Source organism: Turicibacter sp., assembly GCF_017941855.1.
In the GTDB taxonomy this organism is placed as follows: Bacteria; Bacillota_I; Bacilli_A; order MOL361; family Turicibacteraceae; genus Turicibacter; species Turicibacter sanguinis.
Genome location: NZ_JAGAVR010000104.1, coordinates 55,013 through 72,064, shown reverse-complemented (window position 1 = coordinate 72,064; position 17,052 = coordinate 55,013). Strand labels below are relative to the sequence as shown.

Annotated in this window: 16 protein-coding genes; 5 read left to right on the top strand and 11 right to left on the bottom strand. The window is 30.9% G+C overall.

What is annotated here, in order from left to right:
- Positions 1–8: 8 nt before the first annotated feature.
- The 7 genes from J6D32_RS11230 to J6D32_RS11200 form a co-directional block, all read right to left on the bottom strand.
- Entirely contained in the window at positions 9–833 is an 825-nt protein-coding gene (locus J6D32_RS11230; RefSeq protein ID WP_287467681.1) for a carbohydrate ABC transporter permease, read from the bottom strand.
- Positions 833–1,768, bottom strand: a complete 936-nt coding sequence (locus J6D32_RS11225; protein ID WP_006783921.1) for a carbohydrate ABC transporter permease — start codon at positions 1,766–1,768, stop codon at positions 833–835. The genes J6D32_RS11230 and J6D32_RS11225 overlap by 1 nt, the downstream gene beginning before the upstream one ends.
- 285 nt (positions 1,769–2,053) lie before the next feature.
- Positions 2,054–3,697: a bifunctional metallophosphatase/5'-nucleotidase gene (locus J6D32_RS11220; protein ID WP_229040157.1), complete on the bottom strand. Its 1,644-nt coding sequence runs from the start codon at positions 3,695–3,697 to the stop codon at positions 2,054–2,056.
- 314 nt (positions 3,698–4,011) lie between these two features.
- The gene (locus tag J6D32_RS11215) at positions 4,012–4,542 is read right to left on the bottom strand and encodes a GNAT family N-acetyltransferase (RefSeq protein WP_006783919.1); all 531 of its coding nucleotides are present in this window, start codon (positions 4,540–4,542) and stop codon (positions 4,012–4,014) included.
- Positions 4,543–4,585: 43 nt separating this feature from the next.
- Positions 4,586–5,422: a metallophosphoesterase gene (locus J6D32_RS11210; RefSeq protein WP_006783918.1), complete on the bottom strand. Its 837-nt coding sequence runs from the start codon at positions 5,420–5,422 to the stop codon at positions 4,586–4,588.
- A 140-nt stretch (positions 5,423–5,562) separates the two neighbouring features.
- On the bottom strand, positions 5,563–6,633 hold the full coding sequence (locus tag J6D32_RS11205) for a helix-turn-helix domain-containing protein (RefSeq protein ID WP_006783917.1): 1,071 nt from the start codon (positions 6,631–6,633) through the stop codon (positions 5,563–5,565).
- Positions 6,634–6,972: 339 nt separating this feature from the next.
- Complete coding sequence (locus J6D32_RS11200) at positions 6,973–7,794, bottom strand: MerR family transcriptional regulator (protein WP_006783916.1); 822 nt, start codon at positions 7,792–7,794, stop codon at positions 6,973–6,975.
- A gap of 146 nt (positions 7,795–7,940) precedes the next feature.
- Here J6D32_RS11200 and J6D32_RS11195 point away from each other — a divergent pair, with 146 nt between their 5' ends.
- On the top strand, positions 7,941–9,206 hold the full coding sequence (locus tag J6D32_RS11195) for an MATE family efflux transporter (protein WP_229040155.1): 1,266 nt from the start codon (positions 7,941–7,943) through the stop codon (positions 9,204–9,206).
- Positions 9,207–9,309: 103 nt separating this feature from the next.
- Here J6D32_RS11195 and J6D32_RS11190 read toward each other — a convergent pair whose 3' ends face one another.
- Together J6D32_RS11190 and J6D32_RS11185 are read right to left on the bottom strand one after the other, a co-directional pair.
- The gene (locus J6D32_RS11190; protein WP_009606518.1) at positions 9,310–9,858 is read right to left on the bottom strand and encodes an SH3 domain-containing protein; all 549 of its coding nucleotides are present in this window, start codon (positions 9,856–9,858) and stop codon (positions 9,310–9,312) included.
- Between the two features lie 187 nt (positions 9,859–10,045).
- A complete protein-coding gene (locus J6D32_RS11185; RefSeq protein ID WP_009606523.1) occupies positions 10,046–10,528 on the bottom strand; it encodes a hypothetical protein in 483 nt (160 codons plus the stop codon).
- A 169-nt stretch (positions 10,529–10,697) separates the two neighbouring features.
- Between J6D32_RS11185 and J6D32_RS11180 the strand changes: the two genes are divergently transcribed.
- The 3 genes from J6D32_RS11180 (at position 10,698) to J6D32_RS11170 (ending at position 13,166) form a co-directional block, all read left to right on the top strand.
- Complete coding sequence (locus J6D32_RS11180) at positions 10,698–11,486, top strand: alpha/beta hydrolase (protein WP_006783912.1); 789 nt, start codon at positions 10,698–10,700, stop codon at positions 11,484–11,486.
- 350 nt (positions 11,487–11,836) lie between these two features.
- Positions 11,837–12,736 carry a ComEC/Rec2 family competence protein gene (locus J6D32_RS11175; RefSeq protein WP_238526642.1) on the top strand — a complete coding sequence of 300 codons (900 nt, stop codon included), beginning with the start codon at positions 11,837–11,839 and terminating at the stop codon, positions 12,734–12,736.
- Positions 12,737–13,037: 301 nt separating this feature from the next.
- Positions 13,038–13,166, top strand: a complete 129-nt coding sequence (locus tag J6D32_RS11170; RefSeq protein WP_262942095.1) for a hypothetical protein — start codon at positions 13,038–13,040, stop codon at positions 13,164–13,166.
- Positions 13,167–13,729: 563 nt separating this feature from the next.
- On the opposite strand, the gene J6D32_RS11165 is transcribed toward J6D32_RS11170, so the two are convergent.
- On the bottom strand, positions 13,730–14,368 hold the full coding sequence (locus J6D32_RS11165) for a DUF305 domain-containing protein (RefSeq protein WP_006783909.1): 639 nt from the start codon (positions 14,366–14,368) through the stop codon (positions 13,730–13,732).
- A gap of 1,582 nt (positions 14,369–15,950) precedes the next feature.
- On the opposite strand from J6D32_RS11165, the gene J6D32_RS11160 reads away from it, so the two are divergent.
- A complete protein-coding gene (locus J6D32_RS11160; RefSeq protein ID WP_229040154.1) occupies positions 15,951–16,139 on the top strand; it encodes a hypothetical protein in 189 nt (62 codons plus the stop codon).
- Positions 16,140–16,184: 45 nt separating this feature from the next.
- On the opposite strand, the gene gpmA is transcribed toward J6D32_RS11160, so the two are convergent.
- Positions 16,185–16,919 carry a 2,3-diphosphoglycerate-dependent phosphoglycerate mutase gene (gpmA, locus tag J6D32_RS11155; protein WP_006783907.1) on the bottom strand — a complete coding sequence of 245 codons (735 nt, stop codon included), beginning with the start codon at positions 16,917–16,919 and terminating at the stop codon, positions 16,185–16,187.
- Positions 16,920–17,052 lie beyond the last annotated feature (133 nt).

Genomic DNA, 17,052 nt, shown 5'->3' with positions numbered 1-17,052 from the left:
CTCCCTTTTTATCCTTTTACTGATCCCGCTGTCATTCCTTGAACAAGTGATTTTTGTCCTAAAATAAACACTAAAATAGATGGGATTAAAATTAAAACTGCCCCTGCTAATACCACACCATAATTGCTCCCTTCAGCAAACTGAAGCATACTGATTCCGATTTGTACGGTTCGATTATTTCCATTATTAATCGTTAACAATGGCCATAAATATTGATTCCATGTACTAATGAATGTATAAATCGATAAAGAAGCAATCGCTGGTTTTGAAATTGGAATTAAGATTTTGATTAAGAGCATGAAGTTACTACACCCATCAATTCTTGCTGCCTCAATTAAATCTTTAGGTAACGTTAAGTAGAACTGGCGAATTAAAAAAATCCCCATCGCTGATGTTAAAAATGGAACAATTAACACCTGTAAACTATCTGTCCATCCCCATGAACTTATCGTTAAAAAATTCGAGATAATCGTTGTTTCTCCTGGAATCATCATTGTTGATAAAACCATTAAGAATAATAATTTCTTTCCTTTGAAATCGTAGAAAGCAAAAGCGAATGATGCTAAACTCGCGGTAAAAACTTGGCCGATTGTAACTAAGATTGAAACAACAAAACTGTTTACAATAAATCTAAATAAAGGAACACTATTGATTGCCGTGTGATAATTTTCAAGTGTAACCTTACTTGGTACTAGCTTAGGTGGATACTGTGAAATCTCTCCCGGTGTCATGAAGCTTAATGACACCGCATATAGAAGTGGTCCAATAATAATTACTCCAACCACAAGATTAACAATCGTTAAAATAACTCGATTTTTTTTAGATGTTTTCATTATTGATAATGCACTCCTTTTTTCTCAAATTTGAATTGTATTAAAGTGACAATCATCATGATGAAGAATAAGACAATGGCTTGCGTACAAGCTGTTTCAAATCGTCCGTTAAAGAATGCTTCTCGATAAATGGAATGAACTAAAACATTCGTTGAATCTCCTGGGCCACCTTGTGTTAATAATTTGATTTGGCCAAAAGCCTGAAAAGCATTGATTAAATTCATGAAAATTACTAAGAACATTTGAGGCGATACCATTGGAATAATGATATTTTTTAATTTTTGAAAAAAATTTGCCCCATCAATTGAAGCACTTTCTAATAGTTCTGCTGGAACATTACGGAGGCCTGTCGTTAAGAAAATAAAGTTGAGTCCAAGATTTAACCAAACCGTGACGACGGCAACTGAGAAAAGAGCATACTTCGGATCAATTAACCAACCGATTTCTTGTCCTAACACAAAATTTAAAATGCCGTTGGTAGGATGGAAAATCATCGTCCATATAGCTGCGGCTGGAGCTGATGCAACCGCCATCGGCAATGAAAATAAAAGTTCATAAACTCGATTTCCTTTTAATTGATTGTTTGTGAGTAAAGCAAGAATAAATCCAAGAATAACGGCTGGTGTTGCGACCATTAAGACAAACTTGAATGTTACCAAAATTGAGTTATAAAACTCTGGTGATGTGAATAACTCAATATAATTTTCTAATCCGACAAATGATTTAATTTCTCCTCTTAAGTTAGTCGTGGATAAACTTAACATAATAGTTTTAAGAAATGGATAAAACACGAAAATCAAAAAGATGATAAAGGCTGGTGCTAAGTAAAAAAATGGCTCCATCTTTTTAATAAGATTCCGTTTGTTTTTAGTTACACTAATCCTTTCTTGCCCTCCCGTTTTAATCTTTGTAGAAATAATTGATTCTAAAAGCATTAATCTTCCTCCCTAGTCACTCTTTTCACACGATACTTAAACTATAGCAGTAGAAATTTAAGAGAAGATGAATGAATCGTTAATAAAAATTAATAATATTAATTTTCTGTGAATTAGACTGTTCAGTGTAAACCATTAGTAAAAAATTGTAAAAATACTATTTTTTCTTTATCCTTCATAAATTTAATTCACTCAAAAAAGACGATTAGTTTTATAACTAATCGTCTTTTTTTGACATCTTCAATTGACTCATCATCCAACTTCTTTTCCTAATGAGACTAAATATTAATGATTTACCTTATTTTCATCAGATAACATATCTTCTTCCGTTAAAATAATTAGATTATTGATTTGATTCGCATTTAAAATAGCTATCTCTCCATACTCTTTAACATATGAAATGAGTGCTTCATCTAACGTACCAAATGAATTTAATAGGTTTGAACTTTGACTCATCTGATAATCGTCTCCGCCTGCTACCATGAAATCATTCATGGCAACCACATATGTTTGGGTTAACTCTAAAGGTTGCTGATTAAACTGAACGGATAAAACTTCATAGCGATCAGGACATCCCGCTTCTTGAACTAATTTAGCTTCAACTAAGAGACCTGCAAAATGAAGAAATCTTCCACTACCTATTACTAATCCTTTATTTAGAATTTCAATAAGTTGTTTCCCAGTCATTTCAACCGTTACGATATGATTACTAAAGGGTAAAACCTTCAATACATCACCTTTCGTAATCATTCCAACATCTATTGAATCACGAATTGTTCCACCATTGATGAGTGAAATATCAGCTTGTGTTTCATTTAACATAGCAGCAGTTAATAAATGACCTAAATTCGTATGGCCATTTAAAACAGAAGAACGACCTCCCTCTAATTTAATAGCCGTTGTGCCAATAACTTCTTCCAAAATTGATTTTTGGTTATTTTTTATCCTATCAATGACTGACTTGACTTCAGTATCCTCTTCACATTTTTCAAGTTGTTTCATCGAGATTTGATGTGGTACTAACTTAATTATTTCATCTGCCATCAAATCATACTGGATAGTAACCACGCCAACATTTTTAAAATGTTCACCCGTTGACGTTAATATGGTCCCATTTACGATTTCATATTGATTTAACTCAGAATGACTATGACCATCGATAATCAAATCAATATCATCAACCTGACTGGCGATTGTTGTCGATTTAATCCTACTATCTGTATCAATTCCCATATGCATTAGGCCAATAATCACATCAACTCCCCTCTCTTGTAACACTTGAACCATTAATTTAGCTTCTGCTACAATCTCTTCCTCTGTCCCAAATGTTAAGCCCACTACATTTTCAGGATTCGTTTTAGTCACCGTTTCAGGTGTCGTCAGCCCAAACAATCCAACACTCATTCCTCCAATCTCTTTGACAAAACAATCCCCGTAGCGTAACTTCCCCTCTATCGTTTTTACATTAGCCGCTAATAATTCAACGTCAGCTACTTTTCCAAGCTCAACTAGTCTATCTTGTCCATAGTTGAAATCATGGTTCCCAGGTGACATCGCATCATATCCAACAACCTTTAATACCTGTGCAACACTTTCCCCTAATTCTACTGTAGCAAATGGCGTTCCATGAAATATATCACCGGCATCAAGAACAAGGTATCCTTCTGCTCTTGTATACTCATTAGCTAGATTGATAAAATGTTTAAATTTTGCAAATCCGATATTTTCATCCACACCTCCATGAATATCATTCGTATGGAAAATATTAAGATCTACAATCGTTTCATCATCTGATCCAACTTCTATCCCATCTAAAGCGCCTAAATCTTGTTGCACTAGCGTCAAAATATAAAGCTCATCCTTAGAGCTACTCATCATGATTAATAATAAAAATATGAAGTTTCCTATACTCAAAAGTTGTTTTCCCATCTTCATTCACATCACCTCTCTAAAATAGATGGTCTACTGTATATAAACAAAAATGTTTTTGACAAGCAGCTGGGGATTATTCTATATGCCAAACACTGGATTACCTACATTTTAGAATTAACCTAATTTTATAAAACTTTTTGATACTAGATTCCTTGCGCTGCATCATAAGCTTGCTAATTCGTAGCTTTCTTTCACTGATAAGTAAAAAGTTTCTCAAGTATTAAAAACTTATCTGAACTTATATATATAAATTACCAAATAGTCAAAGAATTATTAATGAAAAAGGCTATCTATATAGATAGCCTTTTTCATTAACGCTCAGAATATTTCATAACTGTATCATTTAAATATTGTCTAAATATTTTAAAGACATGTAATGAAATGCCTTGTGGATAACTTAAAACCTTTAATTCATGCCCCTTATACTCTAAACGATATGCGGGATGGACATGAGGATAATCATTCAACTTGAATCCCACATTTTCATAAAAATGAAGACGCTTAATTGAAATGTTATCCACAGGTGGATCAATTTCAAGAATAAGAGTCTTTTGAAGCTCCCTTAATTCATGTAATACTTTTGTTCCAATTTTTTGACCCCGAACCTCTGGATGTACGGCTAAATGTTCAATATAAATAAACTGTGGATAAATCCAATATCCTACGATTGCAATAACACGCTCTTCTTCTACAATAGCTATAAAATAAAATTCCTCATCTTTCATTGCTGCTTGCTGATCTCTTAGTAAACGTTGTTCAAAAACCGGAAAACTTTGTTCATAAATCGCCCATGCCTGATTAAAATACTTCTCATCAGATGAACGTAATCGAATCCATTTCATGAAATCCCTCCTTATTACTCCTTATTGTAACAAAAAAAGCAGACTATTCTGCTTTCTCTAACTTAAATACTGAAATTTGTGGCACATTAAATAATCGAAACGGTACTTTTGTATTTCCAATCCCGGTATTTACATAAAGTAATGTCTTTCGATTATTTCCAAAATCATAAAGCCCACGCACATAATCCTCTGCCAAAGCTGTCGTTAATAATGGCCCATAAAATGGAATATAAACTTGTCCTCCATGGCTATGACCAGCTGTTGCTAAATCAATGGGGTAACTGAGGAAATCAGAAATTAAATCTGGTTCATGAATCAGTAGCAAATTCAAGTGATCATTACTGATTCCTTGCATCGTTTTATTTGAATTATAGTACCCAATTAAAGCATCATCAGCACCGAATAAACTGATAGTTGTTCCTTTAACTTCTAAAGTCCGACTGGAATTTACAAGCACTTCAAACCCTGCCGACTCCATTAAATCTTCATAAAAGCGTTCTGCACCGCCTCCGTAATCACGATTTCCAAAAACCGCATATTTACCATTTGTTGCTTTTATTTTAGATAAAATCGTCGCAATCTCATCAATTGACCCATCATACTCCGCTGCATTATCCATTAAATCACCTGTGAACAATACAAGATCCGCCTGTTGTTCGTTAATCTTATCTACAACCTTTTTAAGATCTTCTGTTGTAAAAAAATCACCGACATGAGTATCTGAAAATTGCACAACCGTAATAGGATTGCCCGCTACTTGCTCAAATTTCATATCATATTGCTTCACACGTAATAAATGAGGTTCTACATAAGCAGAATAAAAACCAATCAAAATGCCGACAACCATCAAGATACCAAATAGTTTCGCCATTAATCTCATGTATTACCCCTCTTTTTCTAACTATGTTTACTATGTTAAATGACTCTAACAACACTTTATTCTACTCTTTTCACGCTATAAAGACAAACGAAAAGAATGTCTCATTATTAGATTATTTGACATATCAAAAAAACCTCATGTTAATCATGAGGTTTTAATCGCTCTAAACGATGAACTAATACTTTAAATGTATTATCTTCTTTTATAAAATCATAACATCTATCCATATCTAATGACCTTAAAAGTAATATAGGTAACTGAGACGCAGCGGCACTTTCATGTAAATCCAACAGATTAAAAAATTCAGACTTTCCTTTTTTCTCTGTTGATGATAACTTATCGACTAGCATTCCTAAAAACGATAACGTTTTTTCTTTATTTTTCAATCTTGCATAAAAATTAGCAGCCTCTAGAGCATAACCTAATCCTAATTCTCTTTCTAAATCAAATAAATTTACAAGTTCAGGCTGAATAAGTAATAATTTTTCTGCCAACTCCAAGTTGTCTTCCTTAATGGCTAAATTCTCATAATTAGATAAATATAACGTAATAGATTGAAGTGCTCTCATTATATTAGTTTGAATCATCTTTTTAGCTTCATCGTAACGTTTTTGACGGATATATATTGGAATTAATAAATCATCTCTGTTCAATTCAGATTTTGGGATTTTTAATAATACTTCTTCTGCTTTTTTCTCATCTTCCGTCATGCCATAAAGACTAGCTAAAAGAAAATGAGCCTGTTCTTGTACTTTGATATCTGAACTAGTGGCTGCTTCTTCAAACAGGGCAATTGCTTTATTCATCATTTCTAAAAAATCTGACTCTTCTGTTAAAAAACTAAATGACATCATATATAAAGAACCAATATTCAGCTTTAGTTCTAAACTATTTGGGTACTGATGCAAATACGATTCACATTCTTTGACGATCATCTCAAAAGGTTGAGTCTGTAACATACTTTGACATTTTTTTATAAAGACGTCGATTTCCTCCGTCGATAAGGTCATATCATAACTCATCAGTTCGTCAATACTTGTATTAAAATAGCGAGCAATCGCCGGTAATAGCGTAATATCTGGATAACTCGTGTTATTCTCCCACTTTGAAACAGCAGGTACTGAGACTCCCACAGCATTTGCTAATTGTTCTTGTGTGACCTTAGCTTTCTTTCTTAACTCATAAATAACTTTTCCAATATTCAAATTCATCGTTTTGTCTCCTTAAAATCTTACGACTCGGGCCCTTTAAATTTATTATACGTCCTCGATAAGGAGGAAACAATAACGCGATAATTAAACTTGTAAGCATAAAAATTAACCATACGTTAATATACACGAGCATCATTTAAATCAATTATCCTTTCGTATACTAGTAGGTATGAATCATAAATAGAATTCTTTGGATAAGCTCGTTTTATTAATTCATAATCTATTATATCTTGCCAGTTACGACTTCCCTTTGATTTTTTATCTTCTTTTGGGGAATAAATAATTTTTATATCGGTCTCTTTCTTAGTTTTGTAATCTAATAATCTTATTAGAAGTTAATCAACCTTCTACATGAATCATAATCTGAGTCATATAATTTTCATAACCTTTTACAGAGATTTCATCTAACAGCAACTCTTCATATGCATAACCAATAATTTTCAATTGTTTCTCTTCAATAAAATTCAATAATAATTCGTATGTTTTGTGAATCTGCTCATAACTTCCTTTATGATATCCTACTACATACTTTCCTCTAGGTTTTAAAAATAACATTCGAGCCTGAGTTTTATTAGTTATAGGAGAATAAAAATATGTATACTTAGTGTACTCCTGATTCAATAAATTCTCCTTGCTAATCATCGTGCCAATAGAATACAAAGTCGCATGTCCCAGTTCATCATCCTTAAGAAATTCAACTAATGCATTAAAAAACTTTAAATCATCAGAGATATCTAATTTATTACTTAAAATTAAATAATCTTCTTGATATTCTTTTATCTCAATTTTAGTATGATCAATTAAAGTTGCTTTTTTCGTTAGCTCAATTTTAGTTTTCATTACTTGTTGAATCCGTTTCAAATAGTCAATTTCTCGATTGACTTTAATCACCTGATCTTCAAATAATTCAATTAATCCCTCTGGAGTTCGATTATCGAGATAAATTTTAATCTCATTTAAAGACATTCCCATTTCTTTTAAAACAGATATAACAGCAAAAACCTCAAACTGTTGATAAGTATAGTAACGATATCCATTGCTATCCCTCTTAGCCGGTTGAAAAATACCAATGTCGTCATAATGAAATAGAGTTTGTTTTTTAACTCCCCACAACTTTGCAAATTCTCCTGTTGTAAAATACTTCGATGAAATTCCACTCATATTTATGTGCTCCTCTTGACTGTATGGTTACCGTATACTTTATCATAGTATAGCAAGATACAAAATATTTTTTAAAATAAGGTGGGATTAATCTGAATCAATCAACATTATCTTTTAAATCATTTATGAACTTTACGATTCCAACCATGATTATGATGGTCTTTTTATCACTTTATACCATCATTGATGGAATCTTTGTTTCCCGCTTCGTCGGGCAAGCCGCTTTATCAGCTATTAATATTACACTTCCACTATCTACGCTAACTTGGGGAGTTGCTATCATGTTTGCAACTGGTGGGAGTGCCATCGTGGCAAAAAAATTAGGGGAAGGAAAAACATTAGAAGCCAAACAAAATTTCACACTCATTGTTATCTGCTCAACCATTATTGGAATTGTTTTAATGCTAATAGAACTTATCTTCTTAGATCCGATTATTAAATCATTAGGTGCCACTGATACCCTATTTTCATATTGTAAGGAATATATTTCAATCATAACATTCTTTGCCCCAGTCGCTATTTTAAAATCACTATTTGACTACTTTATGGTAACTGCAAATAATCCGAAATTGGGACTCATCAATACACTAATTGGTGGATTTAGCAACATGATTCTCGATTATGTCTTTATTGTAATTTTAAAAATGGGAATTGCCGGAGCTGCCTTAGCAACCGTTATTGGAATGTTAATTCCTTCAATCATCGGAATTATCTACTTTTTAAATAAAAAGAATTACCTTCACTTTGAAAAGCCTGTATTTGATGCCAAAGTACTTCTTCAGAGTGCTTCAAATGGTTCCTCTGAGATGGTTACCAATCTTTCAAGTGGAGTTACAACCTTACTATTTAATCTTATGATGATTAATTACCTAGGTGAAGATGGAGTAGCAGCCATGACTATCGTGTTATACGCCCAATTTCTTCTCATTTCAATCTATCTTGGATTTTCATCAGGAGCTGCACCTCTTATTAGTTACAGCTACGGAGAACAAAATTCTAATGAATTAAAACAACTCATTCGATATAGCTATGGATTTATCCTTGTCGCATCGATTACAACCTTTATTCTTTCCTTTATCTTAGCCCCATCTATTATCCAAATTTTTACTGGGGATACAGGCGACGTCTATCAAATGACTCTTGATGGATTTAACTTATTTTCTATTAGCTTCTTAACCGTTGGAATTAATACCTTTGCATCTGCTATGTTTACTGCTTTTTCAAATGGTAAAATATCTGTTTTAATTTCAACAATGAGAACATTAGTTTTAGTCATCATCGGGATTACCATATTGCCTTTGTTTTTAGAAGTCAATGGCATCTGGTTAACCATTCCATTTGCTGAGATCATAACACTATTTATCTCTATTTTCTTTACGTTAAGATATCGCCATCAATATCAATATGCTTAGAAAACGCCCTTCTTGATAGTTTTCTAAGCACATTGATACAACCATCATCACTTAACAATCCAAATAAAAAGCTAGCACGTGATGTAGTGCTAGCTTTTTTACATTAGTTAAAATCTAAATATTCATGATAAACGTATCCTGTTTGTCCATCGTATGAAACTTGAACCCATTCATCGCTATAATTACGGTTTAATACTGTGATTTTTTCACCTGAGATTAATTGGCCAATAATGGTTGTTCCTGTTTTTGGTTCCTCACGAACATTAACCCCATCAATATTACAAGTTGCTTCAACTGTTTGGGGTACTTCAACCACTGGTTGTTCTGATTGAGGTATTTCTGGTTGTGTTTCTTCGACCGGAGTTTCAGGTTGAGTAACTTCTTCCTGTGTTACATTTTCTTCTGTTATCGTATTAGTCACCGATTGGTCTTGTTCATTTGCCTCGGGTGCAACATCTGGTGTCACTTCAGTATCTTCTAATGTTAAATATTCTTGTTCTACTTTTGGAGTTTCAAAAGTTACTGCCTTAACACCTGTATAAGTAATTAATCCTACACCTAACACTGTTAATACTCCAATAATTGAAGCCCCGATTCTCTCACTCCAAGAACTTACTTTATCTTCAAATTCATCTTTATTTCGTCGATTCATCTATAGCCCCTCCTAATAAAAAACATTCTACGTTGTCCTAAAAAGTCTAATTTAGGGTTATTTTGTAGTCTTAGACTATCATATCATAAAATTTAAGAATAAATATGTTTTTTTTGGTGACATTATACGGTAGTTTTATACTTTTTTTAATAAAAAACGAGAACCTAAAATTCTCGCTTCACTACTTCTAATCTACTATTTCATTCCCTAAAAACTCTACTTGATCCCGCATTCCACTTCCATCATATGTAATCACATACTCACAACTTTGACCTTCATAAGTTATCACTACTTTCATCGCGGGAATTCCTTCAGGAACTGGACACTTTAAATAAAGAGCCCCATAATTTTGAACATCATTAATCTCAAGCAAGGCATCACCAGTAGCTAGGTGATTTTCCTCCCAATTAACAGGATACACTGTAATCTGACTTCCGATATATTTTGGAATAAATAAAAATGACTCCTCAACTGGTTCTACCCTAAATTTCGTCAAGGTCATTGTGGTTAACTTACTTTCATCTAAGTTATGCACAACTACCCCCAAATCAGTCTCTCCCATCTGAATCGCAAGACTTTCTCCCCCCTGATTTAGAATATTAACCTCTTGTTCCACACCACAAGCTCCCAAACATAAAACCATCACGATAAATAATAAATACTTTTTCAAACTACCCCTCCTAATATTTCCATTTATTACAATTATATTACAATAATTGATTATTTAATCAGTTATCATGACGAATTAATAGATAATTTCATTTATGAAATCGCTTTATTTAGTTATTTAAACATGATATAGTAAAAATAAAACAATTAATTTTAAGGGGGGACCTCTGATGTCAGTTTTAACTGTCAACTTCATGTCTAAATGTTTAAATCGAAATGTAACTTATAAAGCCATTATTCCAATTGAAAGTTCACTTGAAAGTGATACTGTTCCACCATTTAAAACCCTTTATCTTTTACATGGGATGTTAGGAAATTGTGAGGATTGGATTACAAATACACGTATTAAAAAACTGGCTACTGATCATCAATTAGCTGTTATTATGCCCTCAGGAGATAATAGTTTTTATGTTGATCATCAAAAACGTCAAGATTATTATGGCAGATTCATTGGTGAAGAACTCATTAATCATTCTAGAGCAATGTTTCCACTTTCTAAAAACCGAGCAGATACTTTCATCGCTGGACTCTCAATGGGTGGATATGGTGCCATTCGAAATGGTCTAAAATATCATGATACATTTAGTCATATTGGTGGATTTTCTTCAGGTCTTATTTTAGACGAAGCTATAAATGCACCAATAGAACACGAAACTTTCTTTAGAACACGAGATTACTTTGAAAGTATCTTTGGAGATCTAACTCAACTATCTGGTAGCGATTGTGACTATTATGCCCTTATTAAAAAGCTAAAAACTGAAAACTTAGAAATCCCAAAACTATATCTTTCTTGCGGGACTGAAGATTATTTATTAGTTAATAATCGAGAGTATAGAGATTTCTTAACTTCAGAAAACATCGAATTTACTTATATAGAAAGTAAAGGAGAACATGATTGGTGCTTCTGGGATGAATACATTGAGAAATTCTTAGAATGGCTTCCAATTCATTCTAAATAATTTCAAAAAACGATTTTGTTCGATAGAATGAAATCGTTTTTTTATTTATCTTCTCTTTAAAAAACATATTTATTATTACTAAACTTATAGATTAAAAAAATTAAATTTAAAAAAATGACTTCTAACCTATAAAACTAATTGATAAAAACTATTAAATTTTACCTAATATATATCTTGTCTAGGACTTGTTTTAACAAAAAGAATTGACATCGTTCTATTCCTATAAATTTCTACTTTTTTTATATATTAAGAGTAGTACTTGAACATTAGCTTTATGATATTCTATATTTAACAAACACTATATCTAAACTCAGCCATAGACTCAATCTGATAGAATGGAGTGCTTGAATGTGATAAAACATCAATCATTATTAAAATTATGTTTTTCATTTATCGTCTGTACCAGTTTTACAACTTTATCTGCCTGTAATCGTAAACAATCAATCAACAATCTCTCAGTAACTTCTTTAGATCCTTCAAACATCTCACTTGAAGTTACAATTCTTGATACCGGAAAATCAGACTGTATTTTTATAGAAATTGGTGATAAAACTATCATGATTGATACTGGTTTAGATCGAAATGGCGAACAAATTCTTGCTTCCCTTCATGAAAAAGGAATTGATCATATCGATTATTTAATTTTAACCCATCTAGATAAAGATCATATCGGTGGTGCCGATATCATTTTAGATGAAATTCCTGTTGATCAAATCATTCAAGCCAATTATTCAAAAGATTCAACCCAGTACCAAGAATATATCGATGCATTATCTCGTCACGATATAACGCCACTCCTTTTAACACAAACCATGAACTTAACAATAAATGATGCTCAACTAACACTGTATCCAGCACAACAAACAGAATACGAACAATCAAACGACTATTCCATTATAACTAGCCTCATCTATGGAGAAAACAGTTTTTTATTTGCAGGAGATGCAGAATCACAACGTTTAACAGAGTTTTTAACTATTTATCCATCTACCTATAAATTTTTAAAAATTCCGCATCATGGAAAAGATAATGATGTCCTCCCACTCTTTTTAAATACAATTAAACCTGATTATGCTGTTATCACTTGTTCAGAAGATAACGCTCCAGATCAAAAAGTTATCTCAATACTCAATCAGCTAGGAACTCAAACACTCTTAACAAGCGATGGTGCTATCAGCATCAAATGTACCGAAAATCAAATGTCCGTAAATCAGCAATTAACTCAATATATTAGTTTTGAAAGTAATTAAAAAAGATTTACCTTGGTAATTCAAGGTAAATCTTTTTTTGTTATTTTATCAAAAATGTAAAAAACTCAATTTTTCAACACAAAAAAATAAGAGTATAGAATAGTATAATCATTCTTAATATATAAAGATGAATAACAAAAAGTTGATTGGAGTGTTTATTTTATTATCATTAGTTATTGATAATACCTTTATTTTCGTATTCGTATGCTATTAGTTCATAGCTAGACTATATGATTATATTAAGCCAACAGATATTGATAATGTAGAATTGATACTAGTTTCAGGAGAATCATTCAATTCATTGCAAGGTGTAATGGTCTATGATAAGGAAGCTGGACCTTTATCCAACATTAAAGTATTAGAAACTTATGCCCCATATGAAGAAGAAGATATTGATAATACTGTAACGACAGTCACTCATATCTTTTAGGTAAACTATCAAGTATAAACATTAAGTGACGCAGATGTTTCATCGCTAATTGTTCCACATCCAGATGATCAATTAACACAGATAGTTCAGGAACAACTATTATATAGATAAAAGAAGAAATAAATTACACCTTCTATAAAATAAAAATTTTTATGTCGTTTTGAAAACTTCAGATATAAATACTTTAAAAGGAAATTTCATTGAATTAAAAGTAACTAAATCAATTCAAGCTAGTATTGATTTACCTGTAGTTCTGCCAGTGTACCCGATTAGGCTCCACAGGAAAAATCACAAAATCTAGATTAACGAAGTGTATCCAATCAAAATTCAGATGAAAACCACTTACAGGATATAATAATATTACCTTATTATAATAATTGAATTATCATCATTCAATCGTAATAAAAATTGTGGATAAATTTATCGATTCGGCTATTTAAGAATATTTTTATCTTATAAAATTAATTAGCTATATAAGTATGAAAACCTTAGAAAAATGACAATTTTGTTCATTTCTCTAAGGTTTTTTCTTTAAAAAAATTTAAATTAATTATTGAATCATACTATTTCGTGATTTCTAACAATGTATTAAGTTTCCCGAGATTGTTTTCTTCATCAGTAATAATTTTTTGAGCTAATTTAATAATTTCTTCATGATTGGTATTCGCCAAAATCAAATTAGCAAATTTTTGTTCATAGTCTAAATAAACCACCATTTTATCTAAATAATCCTTATCGACAGTACCGGGTACATTTTCTCTATCTATCTTTAAACTAATAATCATCTCATTATAGAGTTGATTGAACTGTTCAAGATATGCTGTTTCTTTTGTTTCATCAATCACAGGATCCTTTTCCATAGATTTTAATAATTTTTCAATTGCTTTTATATGGTCTTTACTCGTTTTTACAACTATATTTACAACATCTTTTATTTTCTGGTTACTTCCATAACGAAGTTCAGACTTAGAAATCTCAACTCCAAATTGTTCATAAGGTAATATGTAAAATAAGAAATCTATATTTAAATCACCTGTTTTTTCTGTGTATTTAATTTTTTCCATCATATTTTGATGAATAACCTCATATTTATCCAAGTAATCTATTTCTTTTAAATTCTTTACCTCGGTTGCATGACAATGCACCGTTGCTATAAACATCGTCATGATTACTACGAATATCCATTGAAATCTTTTTTTCATTTTTAAATCCTCCTACACAAATAACAAAATAAATTTTTTTGTCTGGGTTTCTTTTTTACCACAATAATCAAAATCTAATGCTAGCTTTTGTGACCTCTCAACTTTCATCTTATTTATTATTTAAACTCGAAATAAAAACTATGCTATCCAATATTAAGTAAGAAAAAGATGTCGAACTTCTCTTTCAGATTCCTACAAATTTATCATTTCAAAAAAGCTATACTATATTTAATATTTTCACAAAATTATTTCCCAAAATATTTTTTTCTTTTATAATACAACTTAAATACAAGTGTAAAACAAAATCATAGAATAAATCTATGAATGTTTTCTATAGTTTCGATGGTGTTTGAAGAATTTTTTCTCTGAAGTTGTTTAAAAATACTGTTTAATATGTTTAAGTATAGTGGTAGTATAGAAGAAAAAAATGAAGAAAAAATAAAAAAAGCAGCCTGGAAGGATAAATGATAAAAAGTAAAAGAACTATCAAAGAAAAAAGATAGAAAAAGAAGGTTAGAAGAAAGATTCTATAAATAATGCTCCAGAAAGCATAAAAATAAAGAAAAATGAAGATTTTTATAAAAAATAGAGTTTATGTAAATTTCTAAAAATGATAGAAGAAACTAGTTCTGTTGAAGTAATAAATAAGAGTCAAAAATAAAAACTTAATGATACGTAATGAAAGTAATTCACCTATTTTAAATCAAACTTAATAATTAGGATCTTTTAAGACTAATTATCTTATAGTAAAAATAACTGTTTTTTCCTCATAAAAAATTATCGCTAATCGTATATAAATAATTAAAAAATAGTTTCATAAACGCCATAATAAAAAGAAGCATTCAATTTACTGAATGCTTCTTTTTATTGCAAATAGTCATTTTTATCCCGTATCAACGATTATCTTAGAATCATAACTTAAATAACTACTATATAAGATATTCTTAATTACTTTAATTTTACAGTCTATCTACCTGTTAAAAGAATAAAACACATTAATTTCTAGCTCTTAAATATGTCTCAATTAGTTTAAGATCTTTCTTATTTAAACGTATATTATTTACAGTATTTTTGCTTCTCTTGTCTTTATTTACTACAGAATTCATTAAATTTAGCTATTTTCTATAAATCCCCATTGGTTCACTTTTCAATCTTATTTATATACTTATACACATCTTTTTATAGTTATCAGTTTAATTATTTCGTTTTTTTTCAATTTTTCTTCATTAAATATTATTAATTTAAAATATATCTATTTGATATTTACAATCTACTAATATAAAACTAATTTGTGGATAAATATTCTTTAAAAGATTTTATACTAAATCTTCTCTTCTAGACTGTAAAATACGGATTATACTAATCTCAATGATACCTGCTATGATAACAATTTTAATAAAAAAGGCTACTTTTTCCTTTAAATAATCACTTTAAGAATACTCATAAAAATAACTTTGTGACCTTATCAAATAATCAGTTACCAAGTTATTTTAATCCATTAACTAACATTAAATTTAAGTTGTATATTGTCGAAAATAGTATATAATAGTATCCATTACAGGGTCTTAAGGGAGGGCATATGATGGAACAAAAAGTGAAAATTACAAAAAAACGTGGATTCGCAGCCCTATTAATTACCGGAGCTATTGTTGGAATCGGCGTTGGATCTACTCGTGTTGTTAAAAAAATGGCTGAGAAAAAAGCAAAATCAAATGAAATGAAACGATTAAAAGAACTTGAAGACGAAGTCTTTGATGATCTATTTGAATAATAATACACAAAAAAACACTCTATCCACAGAGTGTTTTTTTGTATCTTAAAGAATATATTCTGGAATAATACCACTCGGAATTTCACCCTCTAAATTCAAATAATAATGTCTTATTGGCTTTAATTGATCATCTAATTCATATACCAGTGGCATCCCAGTTGGAATATTTAAATTCGCCACCCCATCATTCGATAATTCATCTAAATACTTTACTAAAGCTCTCAACGTATTACCATGGGCTGCAATGATTACTTTTTTTTCTGCTAACAAATCAGGCACAATTTTCTCATGCCACTCCTCTAAAACTCGTTTTTCAGTGTCTGCAAGATTTTCCGTTAACGGTAACTCATTCTCCTTCAAATTATGATATTTATATTCATAACCTGGATATCTAGGATCGTCTTTTGTTAGCTCAGGTGGACGGATATCCACATATCTCCGCCATTTATGAACTTGCTCTTCACCATATTTTTTTGCCGTTTCCTCCTTATTTAATCCCTGTAAAGCACCATAATGTCGCTCATTTAACCTCCATGATTTATAGACAGGAATCCACATTAAATCCATCTCATGAAGAATAATCCACAATGTTCTAATAGCTCGTTTTAAACACGAAGTATAAGCTACATCAAATTCAAATCCATGTTTATTTAAAACTTTAGCAGCTAACCTAGCTTCATTTAATCCATTATCAGATAACTCTACATCAGTCCATCCTGTAAACTTATTTTCTAAATTCCAGATACTTTGACCATGACGAATTAAAACTAATTTAATCATATCTCCACTCCTTTCATTACATTATATGCACTGCGACAAAAAATCATTTTCATCATATTTAGAACATTCATCAACACAATAAACTTTATTAGACATTTATCCACAATTTTCGGGAATTGTTCCACATGGAACT